This is a genomic window from Arcticibacterium sp. SM2516, from assembly GCF_057914865.1.
Genome location: NZ_CP195290.1, coordinates 915,980 through 935,322, shown reverse-complemented (window position 1 = coordinate 935,322; position 19,343 = coordinate 915,980). Strand labels below are relative to the sequence as shown.

General features: G+C 36.8%; 16 protein-coding genes. 12 read left to right on the top strand and 4 right to left on the bottom strand.

The window, feature by feature from the left end; all coding sequences use genetic code 11:
• Nucleotides 1-82: 82 nt before the first annotated feature.
• Nucleotides 83-4,150 carry a ThuA domain-containing protein gene (locus ACSBFT_RS03975; RefSeq protein ID WP_489603619.1) on the top strand — a complete coding sequence of 1,356 codons (4,068 nt, stop codon included), beginning with the start codon at nucleotides 83-85 and terminating at the stop codon, nucleotides 4,148-4,150.
• A 199-nt stretch (nucleotides 4,151-4,349) separates the two neighbouring features.
• Here ACSBFT_RS03975 and ACSBFT_RS03970 read toward each other — a convergent pair whose 3' ends face one another.
• Nucleotides 4,350-4,637: a hypothetical protein gene (locus ACSBFT_RS03970; protein ID WP_489603617.1), complete on the bottom strand. Its 288-nt coding sequence runs from the start codon at nucleotides 4,635-4,637 to the stop codon at nucleotides 4,350-4,352.
• Between the two features lie 146 nt (nucleotides 4,638-4,783).
• On the opposite strand from ACSBFT_RS03970, the gene ACSBFT_RS03965 reads away from it, so the two are divergent.
• The 4 genes from ACSBFT_RS03965 to ACSBFT_RS03950 all read left to right on the top strand — a co-directional run bounded on the left by ACSBFT_RS03965 (nucleotide 4,784) and on the right by ACSBFT_RS03950 (nucleotide 7,396).
• Nucleotides 4,784-5,773, top strand: coding sequence for an LLM class flavin-dependent oxidoreductase (locus ACSBFT_RS03965; protein WP_489603615.1), 990 nt, complete (start codon nucleotides 4,784-4,786; stop codon nucleotides 5,771-5,773).
• Between the two features lie 88 nt (nucleotides 5,774-5,861).
• Nucleotides 5,862-6,269: a virulence RhuM family protein gene (locus tag ACSBFT_RS03960; RefSeq protein ID WP_489603613.1), complete on the top strand. Its 408-nt coding sequence runs from the start codon at nucleotides 5,862-5,864 to the stop codon at nucleotides 6,267-6,269.
• Between the two features lie 13 nt (nucleotides 6,270-6,282).
• Complete coding sequence (locus ACSBFT_RS03955) at nucleotides 6,283-6,858, top strand: Crp/Fnr family transcriptional regulator (protein ID WP_489603611.1); 576 nt, start codon at nucleotides 6,283-6,285, stop codon at nucleotides 6,856-6,858.
• 100 nt (nucleotides 6,859-6,958) lie between these two features.
• Entirely contained in the window at nucleotides 6,959-7,396 is a 438-nt protein-coding gene (locus ACSBFT_RS03950; RefSeq protein WP_489603609.1) for an SRPBCC family protein, read from the top strand.
• Nucleotides 7,397-7,762: 366 nt separating this feature from the next.
• On the opposite strand, the gene ACSBFT_RS03945 is transcribed toward ACSBFT_RS03950, so the two are convergent.
• Nucleotides 7,763-8,905: a N(5)-(carboxyethyl)ornithine synthase gene (locus tag ACSBFT_RS03945; protein WP_489603607.1), complete on the bottom strand. Its 1,143-nt coding sequence runs from the start codon at nucleotides 8,903-8,905 to the stop codon at nucleotides 7,763-7,765.
• Between the two features lie 362 nt (nucleotides 8,906-9,267).
• On the opposite strand from ACSBFT_RS03945, the gene ACSBFT_RS03940 reads away from it, so the two are divergent.
• From ACSBFT_RS03940 to ACSBFT_RS03930, 3 genes are all read left to right on the top strand, one after another.
• Complete coding sequence (locus tag ACSBFT_RS03940) at nucleotides 9,268-10,155, top strand: RluA family pseudouridine synthase (protein ID WP_463045596.1); 888 nt, start codon at nucleotides 9,268-9,270, stop codon at nucleotides 10,153-10,155.
• Between the two features lie 117 nt (nucleotides 10,156-10,272).
• The gene (locus tag ACSBFT_RS03935; RefSeq protein WP_489603605.1) at nucleotides 10,273-11,040 is read left to right on the top strand and encodes a CDP-alcohol phosphatidyltransferase family protein; all 768 of its coding nucleotides are present in this window, start codon (nucleotides 10,273-10,275) and stop codon (nucleotides 11,038-11,040) included.
• A 68-nt stretch (nucleotides 11,041-11,108) separates the two neighbouring features.
• Nucleotides 11,109-11,504: a DUF7452 domain-containing protein gene (locus ACSBFT_RS03930; protein ID WP_489603603.1), complete on the top strand. Its 396-nt coding sequence runs from the start codon at nucleotides 11,109-11,111 to the stop codon at nucleotides 11,502-11,504.
• A gap of 193 nt (nucleotides 11,505-11,697) precedes the next feature.
• Here the strand turns inward: ACSBFT_RS03930 and ACSBFT_RS03925 are convergent, their stop codons facing one another.
• Both ACSBFT_RS03925 and ACSBFT_RS03920 read right to left on the bottom strand, forming a co-directional pair.
• Nucleotides 11,698-12,423: a LytR/AlgR family response regulator transcription factor gene (locus ACSBFT_RS03925; RefSeq protein WP_489603601.1), complete on the bottom strand. Its 726-nt coding sequence runs from the start codon at nucleotides 12,421-12,423 to the stop codon at nucleotides 11,698-11,700.
• On the bottom strand, nucleotides 12,424-14,094 hold the full coding sequence (locus tag ACSBFT_RS03920; protein WP_489603600.1) for a sensor histidine kinase: 1,671 nt from the start codon (nucleotides 14,092-14,094) through the stop codon (nucleotides 12,424-12,426). It lies immediately after the preceding gene.
• A 319-nt stretch (nucleotides 14,095-14,413) separates the two neighbouring features.
• On the opposite strand from ACSBFT_RS03920, the gene ACSBFT_RS03915 reads away from it, so the two are divergent.
• From ACSBFT_RS03915 to ACSBFT_RS03900, 4 genes are all read left to right on the top strand, one after another.
• Nucleotides 14,414-14,791, top strand: a complete 378-nt coding sequence (locus tag ACSBFT_RS03915) for a YMGG-like glycine zipper-containing protein (RefSeq protein ID WP_489603598.1) — start codon at nucleotides 14,414-14,416, stop codon at nucleotides 14,789-14,791.
• 18 nt (nucleotides 14,792-14,809) lie between these two features.
• Nucleotides 14,810-15,910 carry a hypothetical protein gene (locus ACSBFT_RS03910; protein ID WP_489603596.1) on the top strand — a complete coding sequence of 367 codons (1,101 nt, stop codon included), beginning with the start codon at nucleotides 14,810-14,812 and terminating at the stop codon, nucleotides 15,908-15,910.
• A 59-nt stretch (nucleotides 15,911-15,969) separates the two neighbouring features.
• Nucleotides 15,970-16,245: a LytR/AlgR family response regulator transcription factor gene (locus ACSBFT_RS03905; protein WP_489603595.1), complete on the top strand. Its 276-nt coding sequence runs from the start codon at nucleotides 15,970-15,972 to the stop codon at nucleotides 16,243-16,245.
• Between the two features lie 416 nt (nucleotides 16,246-16,661).
• The gene (locus ACSBFT_RS03900; RefSeq protein ID WP_489603593.1) at nucleotides 16,662-19,193 is read left to right on the top strand and encodes a hypothetical protein; all 2,532 of its coding nucleotides are present in this window, start codon (nucleotides 16,662-16,664) and stop codon (nucleotides 19,191-19,193) included.
• The last annotated feature ends 150 nt before the right edge of the window (nucleotides 19,194-19,343 follow it).

Here is a 19,343-nt window from a genome sequence, read left to right as displayed (position 1 = left end):
CACAAATTTAATGTCTACAAAATAGACATTAACATTTTTCTTGATACCTTTAAGCCTGAATTAACATTAACCTCACCTACATATGAGATTTTCAAAGCTCAAATTCCTTCTAATACTCCCCCTGACCGTGCTTCTTATGGTACAGTCGGCCATAGCACAAAAAAAAATAAATCTCTTAGTTTTTAGCAAAACGGCAGCATTTAGGCATGCGTCTATTGAAGCTGGCCAAACTGCCTTCAAAAAAATGGCAGGACAAAAGGGTTTTACTGTAAGTTTTACAGAAGACGCCTCTCTTTTTACCGAGTCAAATTTGAAGAATTACAATGCCGTAGTTTTCTTAAACACTACTGGCGACATACTTAATGATAAACAGCAAGCCACTTTCGAACGTTATATTCAAGCTGGCGGTGGTTACGTGGGTGTTCATGCAGCTACAGATACAGAATATCAATGGCCTTGGTACAACAGACTGGCTGGAGCCTGGTTTCAAGACCATCCTATGACACCAAGTAATGTTCAAAAAGGACGTTACTATGTAACAGAGAAAAATGCTTTGACCGCAGGTATGCCTGAATCTTTTGAAAGAACTGATGAATTTTATGCTTTCAAAAACATCTCTGATAAGATTAACGTCGTTTTAAAGATTGACGAAAGCACTTACCAAGGAGGTACAAATGGCGAGAATCATCCCATGAGCTGGTACCAAGAATTTGACGGGGGGCGTTCGTTCTATACTTCAATGGGGCATACAGATGAGACTTATTCTGAGCCTCTATTCTTAAACCATTTATATGCAGGTATCAAATACGCCATTGGTGGCGACTCTCCTAAAGGAATTGACTTTTCAAAAGCTAGACCAGAGGAAAATAGATTTACTAAAGTGGTTTTGAAAGATAAATTAGATGAGCCAATGGAGCTTACACTTTTAGATAAAGACCGCGTACTTTTCATCCAGCGTAAGGGAGAAGTTAGACTATATAATAATCAAACGAAGGAGCTAAAGACCATTGCAAACATTCCTGTAAGCAAAATGTATGTGAGTGCAGAAGGAAAAGAAGCAGTAGCTGAAGACGGACTTTTGGGATTAAACAAAGACCCAAATTTTGCTAAGAATCATTGGATTTACATGTACTATTCTTCTACCAAAGGGTCATATAATGTACTTTCTAGGTTTACCATGAAAGGTGATGAGCTTTTGATGGACTCTGAAAAAGAAATGCTTAAGGTAGTTACGCAAAGAGAAGAGTGCTGCCACACGGGAGGCTCTATAGCATGGGACAAAGCAGGAAACTTATTTTTATCTACAGGTGATAACACAAACCCTCATGGCTCAAACGGCTATAGCCCAAGTGATGAAAGACCCGGTAGAAGTGCATGGGATGCTCAAAAATCTTCCGCAAATACAAATGACCTTAGGGGTAAAATCATAAGAATTACGCCTCAGCCAGATGGTACGTATACCATTCCAGAAGGAAACTTATTTGCCAAAGGAACAGCGAAAACAAGACCTGAGATATACACCATGGGACACCGTAATCCTTTCCGTATTTCGGTAGATAAACATACTGGTTTTGTGTATTGGGGCGAAGTAGGCCCTGATGCTAACGACCCACAAGAAGGTAGAGGCCCAGCAGGCCATGACGAAGTAGGCCAAGCTCGTAAGGCTGGTAATTTTGGTTGGCCACATTTTGTAGGTAATAATAAGGCTTACAACAAGTACGACTTCGCAAACGAAAAGTCTTTAGAAAAGTGGGACGTAGCTGCTCCTACCAATACCTCTCCAAATAATACTGGTTTAGAAGTCCTTCCTCCTGCCAAAGACGCTTTTGTGTGGTATCCTTATGGTGAGTCTCCTGAGTTTCCAATAGTAGGTTCTGGCGGAAGAAATGCCATGGCTGGTCCAGTTTTCTACTCGGAAGACTTTAAAGCTGCCGAAAGGGCTTTCCCTAAATACTACGATGGTAAGTTCTTAGAATATGAGTGGATGCGTGGCTGGATAATGGCCGTGACTATGGATAAAGAAGGAAACTTTAAGTCTATGGAGCGTTTTATGCCAAGTTACAAATTTAACAACCCAATGGATATGGTCTTTGCAGACAATGGCGACTTATACATGTTGGAGTACGGTTCTGGTTGGTTTACGGGAAATGACGATGCTCGTTTGATTAGAATAGAATATAATGGCGGTAACCGTCAACCGCAAATTCAGATGACTGCCAACCAATTGGGCGGTGCCGCTCCTTTTAATCTTGAGCTTTCTTCTGAGGGTACCGTTGATGCGGATGGCGACCCATTAACTTATAACTGGACTATTACCAGTGATAATTTTGCGACAGCTTTAAACAATCAAAACGCAAAACTAACATTAAAAGAAATAGGTGTTTATCAAGTAAAATTGACCGTCAAAGACGGAAAAGGTGGTACAAACAGCCAAAGCATGGAAGTGACCGTAGGTAACGAACCTCCAGTTTTGAGCTTAGAAATGCCAAATAGCAACAAAAGCTTTTTTGTGGCAAACAGAACGTTTGACTACGATATCAAAGTGACCGATAAAGAAGACGGTTCATTGGCAAACGGAATTTCTACAGACCAAGTAGCCGTAAGTATTGACTATTTGGCCGAAGGCTTTGACAAAGTAGACATAGCCCGTGGACACCGCTCTGCGGATGCATCTGCAGCTTTTGCCAAAGGCAGAAAACTGATAGAAGGAAGTGATTGTATGGCGTGCCACAGCAAAAACAAGAAATCTATTGGCCCAAGTTATACGGACATAGCCACAAAATATAAAGGCGACAATGCTGCTTTAGAAACGCTAACCAAGAAAGTGATTTCTGGCGGAAGCGGTGTTTGGGGAGAAACTGCCATGGCAGGTCACCCCTCTTTATCTACAGAAGATGCTTCTGAAATGGTGAAATATATTTTAAACATTGCCAATGATAAGCCTGCGGGCAAAACGCTTCCTGTAAAAGGAACATTTGCTGCCAAAATACCTGCTGCTGATAAAGGGCAAGGCGTATTTATAGTTCGTGCATCTTACGAAGACCAAGGAGCCATGGGCATGCCATCGCTTCGCTCTGAGCAGTCTTTTGTATTAAGAAATTCTAACTTAGGACCTCATGACTTTGATGTTTATGAAGACATCAACAAAATGGCCTTTGGTGGAAATAAACTGGCCATTCCTTCTAAAAATGGAGCCTTTATGGTCTTAAAGCAAGTTGACCTTTCAGGAATTAAAGCGATAGAATTTGCCGCTACTGCACCAAAACCTCAGTTAAATGCCGCTGGTGGACGTGTTCAAATAAGACTGGGTAGTGCAAAAGGCAAGCTAATTGGTCAAACAGCGTTTTTAGAACCTAGCGAAGCCATGAGTTTTGAACCAAAATTTATAACCGCTGATATTATTTTACCAGAAGGAACAGCAGATAAATTACAAGACCTATATGCCGTTTTTGTAAATCCTGATGCGGGTTCACAGTCCATGATGGTAGTGATGGGCATTGAATTTAAAATGCTAGCTGAAGGTGAAGTTATTCAAGCTCCAAAATCAAGTCATGCCGATTTCTTCGTTGGAAAATGGAATACCAAGTTTGTAGAAACTCCTCAGGGAGATGTCAAATTGCTTTTAGACATCGCTAGAAAAGATGGAAACTTAGTAGGAAGTATTACACCGGATATGCCAGATGCTGAAACTGTGGCATTAGATAAAATAGAAGAAACCGAAGAGGCCATCACCATCTATTTCAATATGATGAACTATGACCTTAACGTGACTTTGAGCAAAGAAGGTGACAATAACCTAAGCGGTAAACTGATGAACATGATTGATGTGACATCGGAACGTGTGATTGAAAAAGTTGATTTCTTCGCAGGAAACTGGAAGACCACCTTTATAGGTACTCCGCAGGGAGACGCCGAATTAGTACTAAACTTAGAAAGAAAGGATGGAGAATTAACGGGGACTATCACATCTGCAGAAGCTGGTTCGGAAGCCGTAGCTCTTGACAAAGTAGAAGAAACAGAAGATAGTGTAACCATCTATTTCAATATGATGAATTATGACCTTAATGTGGTTCTTAAAAAAGAAGATGAGCAAAACCTAAAAGGTAGCCTAATGGGCATGTTTAATGTTACTGCGAAGAAGATGAACTAACATTATCGAATCGTTTACTTTAAAAGGCGAATCTCAAAATGAGGTTCGTCTTTTTTTTGTATTAATTTATCAAGCATACATTTGTCACGATTTTGGTTTTTAAGACCAAAATTCCGCCAAATACCATATTCGTATTCATACGATATTATACCACGGGTTTTACCCGCGGCAACCGATGTTTTACCCCTATGGGGCAACGTTATACCTTGTTAACGCATTGTTCTACCGATGTTGTACCCCTACGGGGCACCATTATTTCAAACATTTTTTGAAACCTGACAACTGTAATGTCTCGTAGGGGCAAGACATCGGTAAAAGGCTCACCAATCAAAACCCCGTTTTTGGGCGTGTTTTTTTGCTCTAAAGCAAAAAATATGACAAAAACACCGATGTTTACCCCTACGGGGTGTTTTCTTTCAATTCTTCTTATTAAAAGCCCTTCCATCATGTCCCATAGGGACAAGACATTGGTAAAAAGCCTCCTCAACCCAAGCCATTTTTTGGCGTGCTTTTTTGCCCTAAAGCAAAAAACATGACAAAACATAGAGCAAACCATCATGATTCAAACATATACCCACATCTAGTAAACTTTCTAAAAAGCTTTGAGGTTTTAATAGATATCATCGACAACTAATGAAAAAAACACCGATTTCAGTTCTTGAATTAGCCACCGTAGTAGACGGCGGAAATCACAAGATTGCTATAGATAACTTGGTAAAAGTAGCTCAACATACAGAGGCCTTAGGTTACACTAGAATCTGGATGGCAGAGCACCACAACATGGAGTACATTGCCAGCTCCGCCACTTCTGTTTTGATAGGCCATGTGGCAGGAAAAACCAGCAAAATACGTGTAGGTTCTGGGGGAATAATGCTTCCAAACCATAGTCCGCTGGTTATAGCAGAGCAGTTTGGCACTTTAGAAACCATGTATCCTGGCAGAATAGATTTGGGTTTGGGACGTGCTCCTGGTTCTGACCAAGAAACGGCTTGGGCACTAAGAAGGAACAACATGAATGCTTCTCAAAACTTCCCTGAGGACATTGGACATTTACAGCGATATTTTAGCAAAGAAAATAGCACTGCAAAGGTTCGTGCTTTTCCTGGTGAAGGACTAGATATTCCGCTATACATTCTTGGTTCTAGTACAGACAGTGCTTATTTGGCTGCAAAACTTGGTCTTCCTTATGCCTTTGCCGCTCACTTTGCTCCTGCCCAGTTTAGACAGGCCATAGCTATCTACAGGAGCAACTTCAAACCATCTGCAGCACTGGCAAAACCATACGTAATGGCATGTGTCAATGTTTTAGCCGCAAACACGGAGGAAGAGGCCACCATTCTTTTAAACAGCCTAATAAGCTTAATTATAGGCATTATTACGAACACAAGAAAGCCACTTCGACCGCTAAAAGAAGTTCCAGAAGGATATCAGATTCCAGAAATCAAGCATACGGTGGACAACATGCTGGCCTGCACTTTTGTAGGAAACAAAGAAAGTATCAAAACCAAGGTAAGCGGATTTATAGAAGACACTGCCATTGACGAACTCATAGTCACTTCGCACATCTATGATTTGGAGGCTAAATTGAAATCGTTTAGTATTTTGAAGGAGGCATTGGGATGAGGTGACATTTTCTAAGATTTGTATGAGCTATAGTTTATGCTTTTGGTCTTTATAGAATTCCTTATGATTTTTATGCAAATTGCAAATCATGGACAAGACACAGCAAAATATAATCATTTATAATACCACCGATGGAAAAGCATCGGTATCACTCTATGCCAAAGATGGAATGGTATGGATGAACCAAAATCAACTGGCACAGCTTTTTGGGACCTCAATACCAAACATCAGTACACACATATCTAACATACTCAAAAACAATGAATTACAGCCAGATTCAGTTATTAAGGATTACTTAACAACTGCCAGCGATGGTAAAGACTATAAGGTTACTTTTTATTCGCTTGAGATGGTTCTGGCGATTGGTTTTAGGGTTCGAAGCAAACGAGGCACACAGTTTAGAGTTTGGGCAAACCAACATCTAAAAGAATACCTTGTCAAAGGTTTTGTAAGCTTCCTCTATTATAATTCATTTCCAATAAAACGAATAAAGTAAACAATCAATTTAAATGACAAACCAACTCGAAGAATACATAAAATCTTACTTTGGTGTGGTAAAGGCAGACCAGCTAAAAAAAATAAGTGCTTTGTTTAAACCTCTTTTCATAAAGAAAGGGGAGTTCTTTTTGAGAGCAGGGCGTCAATCAGATAAGTTAGGATTTGTGCAGACTGGGCTTTTGAGAGTTTTTGTAGAAACGGAGGAAAAAGAAATTACGCAATGGATTTCCTCAAAAGGTCAATTTGCAACCGACCTTTCTAGTTTGGTTTTTGAAACTCCATCTAGGTGGAATATTCAAGCTCTGGTAGATACCGAATGTTATGCCATCAGTAGAGACGCTTACAACAGAATTGGTACACTTATTCCTGAATGGCATCATTTGGAGAAGCTATTTATTGTTCGCTGCTTTACCCTCATGGAAGATAGAATTTTCGGACATCTCTCTATGACTGCAGAAGAAAGATATAACACCTTTTTTGAGCAAAATCGAGAATTATTCCATCAAGTCCCACTTCAACACATCGCTTCCTTACTGGGGATGACGCCAGAAACCTTCAGCAGAATAAGAAGAAAACAGCTCGATTGATTTCTTGATTTATGTCAATTACAAGCAGCTAATTGGTTTAGATATTTGTGTTTCAAAAGACAAATAGCTATTCACAATTACCGATAAACAGACATAAACAATGGCATTCGAAATCAAAACAGAAATTACGATAAACGCATCTCCCGAAAAAGTTTGGGGCATTCTTACCAATTTTGAGGCATATCCAAATTGGAACCCTTTTATAAAATCAGTTACTGGTCTTGTGGCTGTAGGTCAAAAAATCACAGCTAAAATAGCTCCTCCAGATTCACATGAAATGACTTTCAAACCAACCATTTTGACTTTCGTTAAGAATAAGGAATTGACCTGGTTAGGGCACCTTTTATTTTCAGGGCTTTTTGACGGAAAACATAAATTTGAACTCACAGATAACGGAAACGGAACTACTACCTTTATTCAAAGTGAAATTTTTAAAGGAATATTGGTACCTCTTTTCAAATCACAATTGAATAAAAACACTAAAAATGGCTTCATAGCAATGAATGAAAAGTTAAAGCAATTGGCCGAAAAGGCTTAATTAAAATACTCAAACAAGCTAAAAGCCACTTTTAGGTTCAAATCATGGCTTATTGAAAAAGCAAACAAGTGGTTTAAAAAAAAATATTACACCTTATTAATCGAATTTGAGTACAAAGTTTTAGCTAGAATAGCTGAAAACATCGGCTTTGCTTCAAATAGCACCTTCTTGTCTTGGCAGACGGCCCTTCATTTTTGTTTGGGCAAAAACGAAGCAAAAACCATTACCAAAATAAACTTGCACTGTTAAAATTCATTATATAGTTAATTCCAAGAATATTATGGGAAATGAATTTTAACCGTGCTTCAAACAGATTTTTTTGGCAATTCGGAATTCACCTTTTTGTCTTATTTCAGTATAACTTAATTACTGTAACAAATGAGGATATTCTGCCTCACGGTTTTGAAACCTAAGAATTGAATCTTTCATAATTCTTCCTTGGTCGGTATTTATGGCATTTCTAAGCGTACTGTTTTGTTCCCAACCTTCTGGTCCAGCTAACATTGATGGCAAATGAACAACTAAGGCTGCTGAGATAGAGCGAGAAGCACTTTCCCAGAAGTAACTTGGTGTATGGTCTACCGCATAATAATCTACCTTATCTACATTAATTATGGGTTCTTTGAATGTAGTAGGTTTGGCAAAGTAAAAACCCATGCCTTCGTCACAACTTACATCAATAATCAAAGTCCCAGGTTTTAGGCAGGCTTTTTCTTCCTCTAGCACAAAATTAAGTGGGTCGTCAATGTCTTGATAAGTACCATTAATAATGATATCAGACTCGCTTATCAAATCAAAAAGAGAACGCTCTGAGCCATCATGTTCCACCACTTTTAGTCGTGGTTCATTTGCTCCACCTTTCTGAATACGAGCATAACTTACATCTAAAACTTCCTCTCGCACTTCATGGTCGGGTCTTTGAATATATATGGTGATATCTCTAAAGCCATGAGCTTTTAAAGCATAAATAGCTCCCCTACTCACCGCACCAAAGCTAAATATGCTCACCTTTCTTTGATTGCCGTAATGCCCATCTATTCCTTTGAGCTGTAAAGCGTGAATTACCGCACAGTAACCCGCCATCTCGTTATTTTTATAAAAGGTATGCCTACCAACAGTGCCACTTGGCGACCAAACAAACATATCTTCGAAAGCAATCAGCGTTAATTTTCTATCAATAGCCGTTTGTGTAACATCACTTTGCTGTGCACAATGAGGATATCCCCATATAATGCCACCTACTTTTAACTGCTTTAAATCAGACAAAATTGGTTTAGCGATAATGGCCGATCCTATATCGGTCAAAATTTCATTTCTAGAAGCTACGCCACCCGTTTGACTGGCAATTTTTTCATCATCTATATTGAATGGCTTGCCATATCCTTTTTCAAAAATCAGTTTTCTACGAACGTTTTCCGGAAGCCGATTTAAATGTTCTGGATGAATAGGGACGCGTCTTTCGTCTTCTTTTTTGGAAGTTCCGATAACGCCCATTGTTGATAATACCATAAGATATTTCTTTTGATTGAGGCCAAGCATCATTAATGAAATGAGCAGCAAGGCACGTGAAAATAAGAGTTTACTTACCAGCTATCAGGCATTAAGATGACGGCTAGGTTTCAATAATCAGAGAAGACTGCTACTATTTAAAGCGGAGATGGTGATTAATATCGACTGATAATCAATTGTTTGGTAAGATACATCAATTAAACTCACAAGTAATACTTAATCAGGAAAAGCTACCCTTTCATTATAATTATTTCAAAGGCCTAGTTTGCTATGAAAAGTCAACTATCCGCCATGTTTAAATTTTAAGCAAGAATTAACTCATACCTTTGAAAGCCCGAAATATCTGGTAATGAAGAAAATTAATGATTAAAAAGAAGACCGACTCCAACCACTTCGATGTTACAGAAGAAAAAGAACTATTGATTTTCTTGATTTCTGTAATGCCAAGTAAGAGCCGCCATGTGGTCAAAAACATGCTGCGAGATAAACAGGTTTTTGTAGATAACGAAGCTACAAGTCAATACAACCAGCTCTTGAAAATTGGGCAAAAAGTAGAAATAAGGAAGGATAAGCAGTCTTATAATCAGAAGCTTCAAGGACTCAAAATAGTATTTGAAGACCAACACCTCATAGTCATTGATAAAGAAGCTGGAACATTATCCATAGCCACAAACAAGCAAAAAGATAACACCGCATACAGTATTCTAAGCACATACGTTAAAACACAAAATCCCAGTAATCGAATTTTTGTAATTCACAGGTTAGACAAAGAAACCTCTGGTATCATGATGTATGCTAAAAGTCAAAAAACACAGAAGATGCTTCAGGAAAACTGGAATGATAACATCCTAGAAAGAAGCTATTTAGCAGTGGTAGAAGGCCATGTAAAAATAACAAAAAGCATTATTACTTCTTACTTGAGTGAAAGCAAAGCCTTTATTGTTTATTCTTCTCAAAATGCCACCAAAGGAAAAAAAGCGATTACACACTACGAAGTGCTAAAAACGTCAAAAAACTACAGTCTTTTGAAGGTAGATTTGGAAACCGGGCGTAAAAATCAAATACGTGTGCATATGCAAGATATTAGGCATTCTGTGATTGGCGACAACAAATATGGTGCCTCTAGTAATCCTATTAAACGCTTGGGCCTTCATGCATGGGTGCTAGCATTTACCCATCCCATCACAAAATCTGAAATGCGATTTGAGACGGAGATGCCAGTTCTATTTTCAGGATTATTTAAGAACTAAAATAGACCTCTTACTTTAACAGAATCAGCTCAGTGCAATCTTTATCTCCTTTGGAGTGTTCTACTCTAAACACCTAGATTTTTATAGTGGAATTTTCTTGACACCCTATCCTAATTAATGTCCAAACTATCTCCTGTAAATAAGTTTCTTGACTTTTCTGATTACGGAAGGCCACTAGCCAAGCTTATTGTGTCGGGTTTAATCAATACCAAAGTAACGCCCATTCAGCTTACGCTGGCTTTTGGTGTATCAGGCCTATTGGCTGTATATGGCATTTTTAAAGGCTATTTCATTCTCGCAGGGCTTTTCCTCATCCTAAAGTCAGTTCTTGACGCAGCAGATGGTGAGCTGGCAAGACAAAAGAATACACCCTCCTATGTAGGCAGATACCTAGATAGCATTTTTGACATTATCCTGAATTTAATTCTCCTACTACTAATTGGATACTTAAGTCAATCGCCGCTTTGGCTGACTCTATTGGCGTTCATTTGTGTGCAGATGCAAGGTACATTGTATAATTATTATTATGTAATACTTCGAAATATCAGTGTGGATGGCGACCAAACGAGTAAAGTTTTTGAGCAAAAAGCACCAAAGGCTTTTAACGGCGAAAAACAAAGTACTGTCAATATCATGTTTCTAATATTTCAGGTTCTGTACAGCTTCTTTGACCGCACCATTCAAGCTTTAGATAACAATGCTCACCGCTCAAAAAAGTATCCCAACTGGTTCATGAGTTTGGTTTCTATATACGGACTAGGTTCTCAGCTATTACTCATAGCCCTCTTTTTGGCCTTTGGCAAAATGACCTTGATTATTCCTTTTTTTATTGGGTATACGATACTGCTGCCTTTGATTATTTTTGTAAGAAAAACCTTAAAATAAAACACTCAGAATACCGTAGCATATATATTTATTTGTGTGTTTTTTTGATTCAAAAAAATCATAAAAACATGAAAACAATTATCATATTAACCATACTTAGTCTACTCACCATAAAGTCTTTCTCACAGTCAGTAGAAATATCTCCGCAAAAAGGTACGATAGATTTAAAGAATACCTCAATAAAAGTATCGGGTACTGATAAATCCGTATTTATTCATGAAGTCAATCCAGGAATTAATGACGGTGGCTCTGTTTCCATTATTGACAATGTGCTGTGTAATGCAAACTATAACGCCATGCTTCTAGTAACACATTACATAGGATACACAGAGAATTTCGTGTATAACTCCTCGCCTGTAGGTGTTTTTTATGATGCTTTATTGGAGAAATGGAAGCTCATAAATTTAGATTCCTCAACGATTCCTACAGGTGCCAAATTTAACATTATGGTGATTAACAAGTAGTCAACTTTGCTATGCCGTAAAGAGATTTCTAGGTCAGTAGAGCTTTGAGATAAAAGATTGCTAAAATCTCTTTTCCGTGTAATCATATTTCCAATTGAGTATTTCGGATAAGCAAAACTTAATCCCCAATGAGGAAAGGTCATAAATCCGAGTTGCCTAAGCACATCAAAAATTTAAGACAATACATCCCTATCTATTTAGTCTTTATAATAGCCAAGCGTTTTAGAAATTCATTTTTCCGACTTAAGGAAATTGGGAAATTTACCGAAGTATTATTCAAGTATATCGTTTCAGATTCTATCTTATTGATGTAGTTTGTATTAATGAGATAGGAACGATGTATTTGAAAAAAGTTAGAGCTCGGAAAAAATTGAAGGTAGTACCCTAAGTTGCCTGTAACTCCAATCTTAGTTCCATCTTTTAAATAAAGAAAAGTAAAATTTCCTTCGGCTTTCAGATAGACCACTTCAGATTTATTGATCTTTTTATGGCCTCCACCTGTTGGGAAATAGACACTCTCTGATGTACTAGGATGAATATTGCTTTCATTTATTTTATAATGTTCAAAAGCCAGTTCTACCTGAAAAGCTAACTCTTGGTGTTTAAAAGGTTTAAGCAAATAGGCTGCTGGTCTTAATTCTTTGGCTAGTTTGAAGGTAAATTCGTCGGAATTGGATGTAAGGAAAATGAAAGGAATATTTACACCTTCACATATATACTTTGCTATCTGAATTCCATCTCCAGAGGAGTTTCTTAACTTTATATCTATTAAGGCTAAATCCACGGATTGCCTGTCCAAAACCGCAATAGCTTCACTATAATTTTTAACAGTGGCCGCTATTTTATGACCACATTTCTCTAGTGTTTTTTTGAGGTCCAAGGCCGTTATAGCCTCATCTTCTACAATCAGAATTTCCATTTATCTATTTCTAAAGGTTATTTTTTCAAGAATGCCCAGTCTATCATTAATCATTTGTCCATTTATTTGTTCCACAAGCATGCTTATTAAGTTATAGCCGAATGCTGAGTTACTTTTGGTGGCTACTTTGGTCTCGCCAGAATGTTTAATTATTAGACAATAGCTACCATCATTTTCTGGAAAGAGCCCAATCTGTATTCTATTTTCTTTCTCCAGTTCAATGGCATATTTACAAATATTGGTAAGCCACTCATGCATAATTAAGCCTAAAATGATGGCCAGGTCGGCCTCTAAAGTACTAAGTTTAATATCACTTTCTAAAATCACTTTATCGTACCCAAAACTTTGAAAAATAGCCTCTGAAAGTTCCTCTATAAACGGTTCCATTTCAATTAACTCAAGAGATTCTGAATCATATAGCTTGCTATGAATCATGGCCATAGTCTGTATTCTAAGCTGGCTTTCGTTTAACAGTTTGCGAGCTTTTAAATCAACGACTTCATCATTTTGTAGATTTAATAAACTTGAAATCACCTGCAGATTATTCTTTACACGGTGGTTAACTTCCTGTATAAGAAGCTTGTTTCTATGACTGAGTTTTTTGTTTTTTTGAGAGAGTTTGTAAAAAAATAGGGCAAGCACAGAAATTAAGACTAGACCCAATATTAAGAGAATAATGTTTCGCTTTTGAATCATCAATTCCTTATCCTTTTGATTTATCAACTCTTCCTTTTTCTCTGTTTGATATTCAATATTTAACTTACTAATCGCTGCTTTTTGATCTATTATTCTAATTTCTTCACTGATTTGGTTAATTAAATTACTATAATGTTCTGCTTTTTCAGGATTCTTTTCTATTCTGGTAAAATACTGGTGCATAACACTATAAAAATGCATACTAATAGGTCTATCTAGTTTATCCATTGTATCGTAGACGATCAATGTCTTCTTTACTAAAGAAGATGCACTATCTAGTTGATTATGACGGAAATAATAGTCGGATTGAGATAAGTAATTCGTTAAAAGTTTATAATTCGAGCCTGGATAATAATCCAACGACTTTTTAATATAACTTATGGCATCTTTATGACCCAAAGATTGTTTCGTTGTACCAATTTGATACATACCAGTGCTTACATTTTGAGAATCTGCCAACGTAATAGGTGGCATGCTAGTTTGGATCAATTTCTGAAAGTAGACAATTGCTGAATCGTAGGCGGGTTTCTCATATTTAACATCGTCATGCCATGGAGTCAAATAAAAAAAAGCTTTTCTTTCATATAATTGAGATTGGTTTACTGTCAATTTGTTACTTTTCATCAACTTTTCAAGTTCATTAACCCAAAAAAGATAATGTTTGGACTGATGGGTTAAAAGAGCATTGGAGCTTAGCTCAAGATAACTTTTAGCCGCTCCCTTAGCATCCTTTATCTTTTCTTGAATTTTAGCAGCTTTTATAAACCACCTGTTAGATTCCTCCAACTCAAAATAAGCGGCCTTTACTTTTCCTCTGATATAATAGGACTCAGCCACTTTGCTGGGTTGCTTACTTTCAATGCCCAATTTCTCTAAGTCTAAGCAATATTTTAGACGCCCTTCATCATGTGGAGAATAGGTTTGTGCGGTGGTTGCTAAACTAAAAGATAGAAAAATTAGAATCCTATATTTCAATTACTTACATGTTAAAATATAGGAAATCTAATCAAAAATAGAATTAAAATAAGCTAGTCAGATAATAATTATTTTATCGAAAAAAGCACTCGTTAGGATTTCTCCTTATCTCATTAAGTTATTGCTGCATATTAAAATTCACGCAAAAAGAAACCACATTTTGCATTCAAATTTGGTTTAGAATTTAAAGTTAACGAAACCACTACTACTTAAAGCCCTGAATGCAATTAGAAAATACGACCAGTTATTAAGACTTATTTAGGAACTAAGCTATTGCAAAAAAAATGAAATTTCCACGTTTAAATTAAACCATATTATTATGAAAATTATCTACTCACTAATCCTATTCGTTTCCATTCTCTCCTGTAATGAAAGACCATCTGAAGACTTACAGCAAGATAAATTACCAGAAAAACCTAAGGTAAATGTAACCTACAAAGAGCAGTCTGATTTAGAATACTTAGCGAACAAAGTCAAGAAAGTAAAGCTGAATAATGTACAAAAAGGAATAGCTATTGGAGCTGTTTCTGGGGCTGCGGTGGGTGCCGCTGTGGCTAAAAATAACAGATTAGGAGGAGCAGCAATTGGTACTGTAGCAGGAGCAGGTGCGGGAGCCCTTACCGCTACTATGGTAGAAAACAAAAAAACGACAGGAAAACTTTTCAAAAAGCCTCTTTTTAAGAAAAACAAACAATAAATTAAAATCTCCATGGCCATGAAAACTTTTAGCCTGATACTAATTCCATTTCTTTTATTTATTAATTCATGCTCTTCTTCTTCGGTAGAACCCGACCCTGATTCTAATAATCCTGACCCAGATAATCCTTTACCAATATCTACCTATACTGGTATCTGGACAGCAGAAAACGGAGGTGCTGGTGGACTCAATGAATCTGAATCTTTCAAAAATTTCCAACTTGAGTATGAGGTAGAATCAAATAATCAAAAAATCTCATATGCTTTAATTTCATCAGATTTGAATGTTAGATTTTTAATTTATGATTTAAATAATGAAAGAGTTTGGCAATCGGCCTCCGATAAAAGTGTTTCATACGAAACTATTTTAAATCAAGGTAAGTACCGCATTTCCATTCTGGCAGAGCGAAACGGTGTTGGAAAATTTGATCTAAAAGTGGCTGGGGTTAAAAAAACAATTACACTGATTCCTTCATCAATACTCAACCCTGGTGAGTCTAGCTGGGGAGAAAACGGGGGAGGCGGAAAAGAAATTTCTCCCAAAAATCACGTTTATAGCTTCGAGGTCACCGAAGATAACACCTTTATTGATGGGAATTTAAGTTCAAAAGACACTGAAGTTGCTTTGTATTTATATGATAATAATGGTACTCGAATTATTTCAGAATCATTACTAAGTAAACGAAGTCAATATTTCGTTTCCAAACTAAACAAAGGTGTTTACTCACTGCATGCGGCTACATTTAAAAGGTATTCTAAGGGTAGTTATGACTTAAATATTGTTGGAAAAATTAAAGACTTAAAGAAAAAAGTTACGTCTGAGAAAGTTATTAATGGCAACTGGGCTTCTGGAAAAGACATTAAGAAATATGAAATAACAATAAATGAGGATAATTCATATTTGGATTATGAAATCTCCAGCTCTGATTACAGGTTTTCTTATCAAATATTTGACCCAAAAGGAGTTAAAATTGCTAGCAATACTAGCACCCCAAATGATGGTCTTCTAGATGGCGTATTGAAGGTCACAGCCGGCACTTACACCATTAATATGTCGCCTCGCGATACAAATGCAGGAAGTGGAAATTTCAAAATGGTTTTAGTTGGCAGTTTTAAGTAATTCATTTTGCGTTTGGCATTTTCAAATAGCGGTTTGATGTTAAAAAACTTTATCCAAATATGCTAAACCTCAGAACAAAAACTAAAATAGAACCTCACGACATTCTATTTCTAAAGTCGCACTTGAACTATACAGAACTTATCCTTTTGAATCAAAAAAGCCTGATTTTTTCATATACCCTTCTGAGATATGAAGAGCAGCTTCTTAACTATAATTTCAAAAGGGTACATCGTGGGTATTTAGTGAATCTAGATCATGTTGTTTCAAAGGAAAGCCATTCCCTTACCATGTCTAATGGTGCTGTAATACCTATATCAAGAAGAAAAAGAGACTAAGCCAAATGCTAAAAAGAAGCATTATGCACTTAGAATTCAGAAAGACATTAACACAGATTCAGGAGGCTTAATTCACGAATTTCATTCTTTTAATAAATCGCGAATGACATCAAACCTACTACTTTAAAAATGAACTCATAAAGAACAATAAATCAAATATGTGAGATAATCATTTCTTTCTCAAAAAGCCTTCCTTAAGAAATTCAATTCATTCATTAGGAATATGGCGTATTAGGTTTGTTGACAGATGGCAATTGAGAATTTACAGCGAAATTTGGTTGACCCTGAATCGATATAATTTGAATTGAAACATTCTTTTATATCAACATGTTTGACAGGAATTCTAAAGAAAATTTTACTAATAGATTATTCAGTTTCCCAAAAGCCGAATTTAAACATTCTCTTCTACTGTTAACATGAAAAAAAACATAAAAGCCTTTCTGCTACTTTTTACCTGTATTTCGTTATCCCATGGGCAAACACTAATACCACCAACTTACTCACCTGATGGACCAATCAATTCAATTATTGCCAAGGGTGACACGCTAATTGTAGGTGGAAACTTTAATCACGTAGGAAAATATACTGGCGGGGGGGCTTTACTTTCACCCGAGACCCATGAGCCAGATTTACTATTTCCAAAAATAAATGGTAGCATTAAATGTAGTACCTCTGATGGAAATGGTGGTTTTTACATTTTAGGTAGTTTTTTCAAAGAATCTGAAAACTCTAACAATTCCAGAACCCGCATTGAACATATATTAGCAAATAATACATTTGAAGCTAATTTCTCCCTTACGCTTTCATCGCCACTTATCAATCATATTTTATATCATAACGGAGTTTTGTATATCGGCTCGGATGTGCCCTATACAATTGATGGGCAAACTGTTGATAAATTAGCAGCTATCAATGTTACTAATAAGGTAATTCAAACCTGGGTTCCAGCTCTCACTATTTCAGTTGGTACCACAAACGTTAAAAGGATTTATGCCAAAGGGCATTCCTTGTACATACTTGGTAATTTTGGTGAAGTAGCTGGTATAGCCAGAGAAGATGCCGCATCTATAGTAATAGGCACAGGCCTAGTAAGATCATGGAATCCTAGGCCAAACTGGGTTAATTTTACACATTATTCTGACTTTGTTTTTTATAATGATAAAATAATTATTGGCGGTGCTTTTAACAATGGTGAGTTCCCAGGTAACTTTAAACATGGCTGTGCCATTGTTGATACACTTTCAGGACAAAGCTTCGATTATCTCTTCACCTCTGGTGGATTATTCGGAAATAATGGCGATTATCTTTATTGGGCTGCCTGGGTGAAATGTTTACAAATAAAAGACAATACTTTATTTGTGTTTTCCAATGGTACTTTCGATACCCGAGTAACAGCTATTAACCTAGGCACGGTAAATTTGAACAACCCTAATATCCCTTATGCTTCTGGATACTCATGGATGAAATATTTCAACATGATTGCTGATGCGAAAGATATGGTTGTGGTAGGGAATTCCCTATTTATCACTGGTTCTAACTTTGAAAAGGTATATCTAACCAACCAAGTCAATAATGAAGAATTTTTAGAACGAAAAATTATTGGTGTTGTAAAATTAGACATCACTACTGGTAACCTTCAAAATTGGTTTCCAGACCCTGTTGATCAAATATTCAACTATATATGGACCATGTCTGCTTCCAATAGTAAGATTCTTATTGGAGGACAATTTACCCATCTAAATGGTATTAAAAGAAATGGGGTTTATATGTATAATACGTCTAATGAAACTGTTTTAGCCTTTAATCCCAACTTTTATTATGACACTCCCATTTACAGTATGAAGTTATCTGGAGAAAACCTTTATTTGGGTGGTGATATAAGTTGGCAGGCCCTTGACGATTATTCTATTTTGGGATTTAATGTGAACACGGGTAATATTCTAAACTGGTATCCGCCAAGAATGGGAGATCGAGGGCAGATAAGTGCCATTGAAGTTAGCGACCAATTGGTTTTTATAGGCGGAAGGTCTTTAAAAGAACCTACTGGGGGACTAAATAGAGTAAACCTCTTTGCAATAGATAAAACAACAGGAATGTTAAACAGCTGGGCTCCAAATCCTAATTATGAAGTTAGAACAATGAATATTTCTCATGACCAACTTTTTGTAGGAGGTGATTTTTTTTCTATTAGTGGTCAAACAAGAAATTACGCTGCATCTTACAATATTCCTAACCTAACGCTTACAGGCTGGAATCCTAATACAAGTTCGAGTGTTCATTCCATTCACCCCAAAGGAGGAAATATATGGTTGGGAGGTGCTTTTTCACGTGTCGCAGGGACAACAAGTTTTTTAATTGCCGGGGTCGACCCTTTAACTGGTAGTAAAAACATTGGCTCTACCATCATTCCTTGGGGTATACCCATAAATAATATAAGCTCGAAAGGATGTATATTGTTTACTGGTGGAGATTTTAGATTTGATTATATAGGCACGTGTAGAAACCTATTTCAGTTTGACCTTTCCACAAATGCCTTCGTTCCATCCGGTTCATATTGTTCAGCAGTTTATGGCATAACAAGAAGCAGTACGATTATTGGAAACGATTTATTTTTTGCCGGGAGTTTCACCAAAGTAAATAATGATACCAAGAGTACGAACATTGGTAGAATTCGTTTCCCAGCAAACTATTTTGATAACTGCAATATTTCTAATTGTGACAACGAGGTAAAACTCACAAGCTCCATAGATGATTATCATGCCGGAACCTATATACAAAAATCCAACCTAGAGATTTCTGCGACTAATAAAGTACTTGGAAATTCAAAAGTAACATTGAAATCAAATAGCAGCATCCTATTGCTACCAAATACTGAAACAAATTCTGGTTTTATAGTTAAACCAAATACCACAGGTAGTTTTAAAGCTGAAATAAGCCCGTGTAACTAAAGTCAGCTTTACTGAAATATTCCCGTGTCTCTCATATCTCCAATGCCAAACTAGCAATAGGCGTAAATCCTGTACCCTTTTTCTGTAGTTCTATAGTTTTGGTGTCAAGGTTATAGTACGCACGAGAGTAGTTTTGATACCCGCTTACAT

What these genes read in the sequence shown, in the direction of transcription:
- ACSBFT_RS03975 (WP_489603619.1), top strand. Translation starts at nt 83, where the DNA reads ATGAGATTTTCAAAGCTCAAATTCCTTCTAATACTCCCCCTGACCGTG.
- ACSBFT_RS03965 (WP_489603615.1), top strand. Translation starts at nt 4,784, where the DNA reads ATGAAAAAAACACCGATTTCAGTTCTTGAATTAGCCACCGTAGTAGAC.
- ACSBFT_RS03960 (WP_489603613.1), top strand. Translation starts at nt 5,862, where the DNA reads ATGGACAAGACACAGCAAAATATAATCATTTATAATACCACCGATGGA.
- ACSBFT_RS03955 (WP_489603611.1), top strand. Translation starts at nt 6,283, where the DNA reads ATGACAAACCAACTCGAAGAATACATAAAATCTTACTTTGGTGTGGTA.
- ACSBFT_RS03950 (WP_489603609.1), top strand. Translation starts at nt 6,959, where the DNA reads ATGGCATTCGAAATCAAAACAGAAATTACGATAAACGCATCTCCCGAA.
- ACSBFT_RS03945 (WP_489603607.1), bottom strand. Translation starts at nt 8,905, where the DNA reads ATGGTATTATCAACAATGGGCGTTATCGGAACTTCCAAAAAAGAAGAC.
- ACSBFT_RS03940 (WP_463045596.1), top strand. Translation starts at nt 9,268, where the DNA reads ATGATTAAAAAGAAGACCGACTCCAACCACTTCGATGTTACAGAAGAA.
- ACSBFT_RS03935 (WP_489603605.1), top strand. Translation starts at nt 10,273, where the DNA reads ATGTCCAAACTATCTCCTGTAAATAAGTTTCTTGACTTTTCTGATTAC.
- ACSBFT_RS03930 (WP_489603603.1), top strand. Translation starts at nt 11,109, where the DNA reads ATGAAAACAATTATCATATTAACCATACTTAGTCTACTCACCATAAAG.
- ACSBFT_RS03925 (WP_489603601.1), bottom strand. Translation starts at nt 12,423, where the DNA reads ATGGAAATTCTGATTGTAGAAGATGAGGCTATAACGGCCTTGGACCTC.
- ACSBFT_RS03915 (WP_489603598.1), top strand. Translation starts at nt 14,414, where the DNA reads ATGAAAATTATCTACTCACTAATCCTATTCGTTTCCATTCTCTCCTGT.
- ACSBFT_RS03910 (WP_489603596.1), top strand. Translation starts at nt 14,810, where the DNA reads ATGAAAACTTTTAGCCTGATACTAATTCCATTTCTTTTATTTATTAAT.
- ACSBFT_RS03905 (WP_489603595.1), top strand. Translation starts at nt 15,970, where the DNA reads ATGCTAAACCTCAGAACAAAAACTAAAATAGAACCTCACGACATTCTA.
- ACSBFT_RS03900 (WP_489603593.1), top strand. Translation starts at nt 16,662, where the DNA reads ATGAAAAAAAACATAAAAGCCTTTCTGCTACTTTTTACCTGTATTTCG.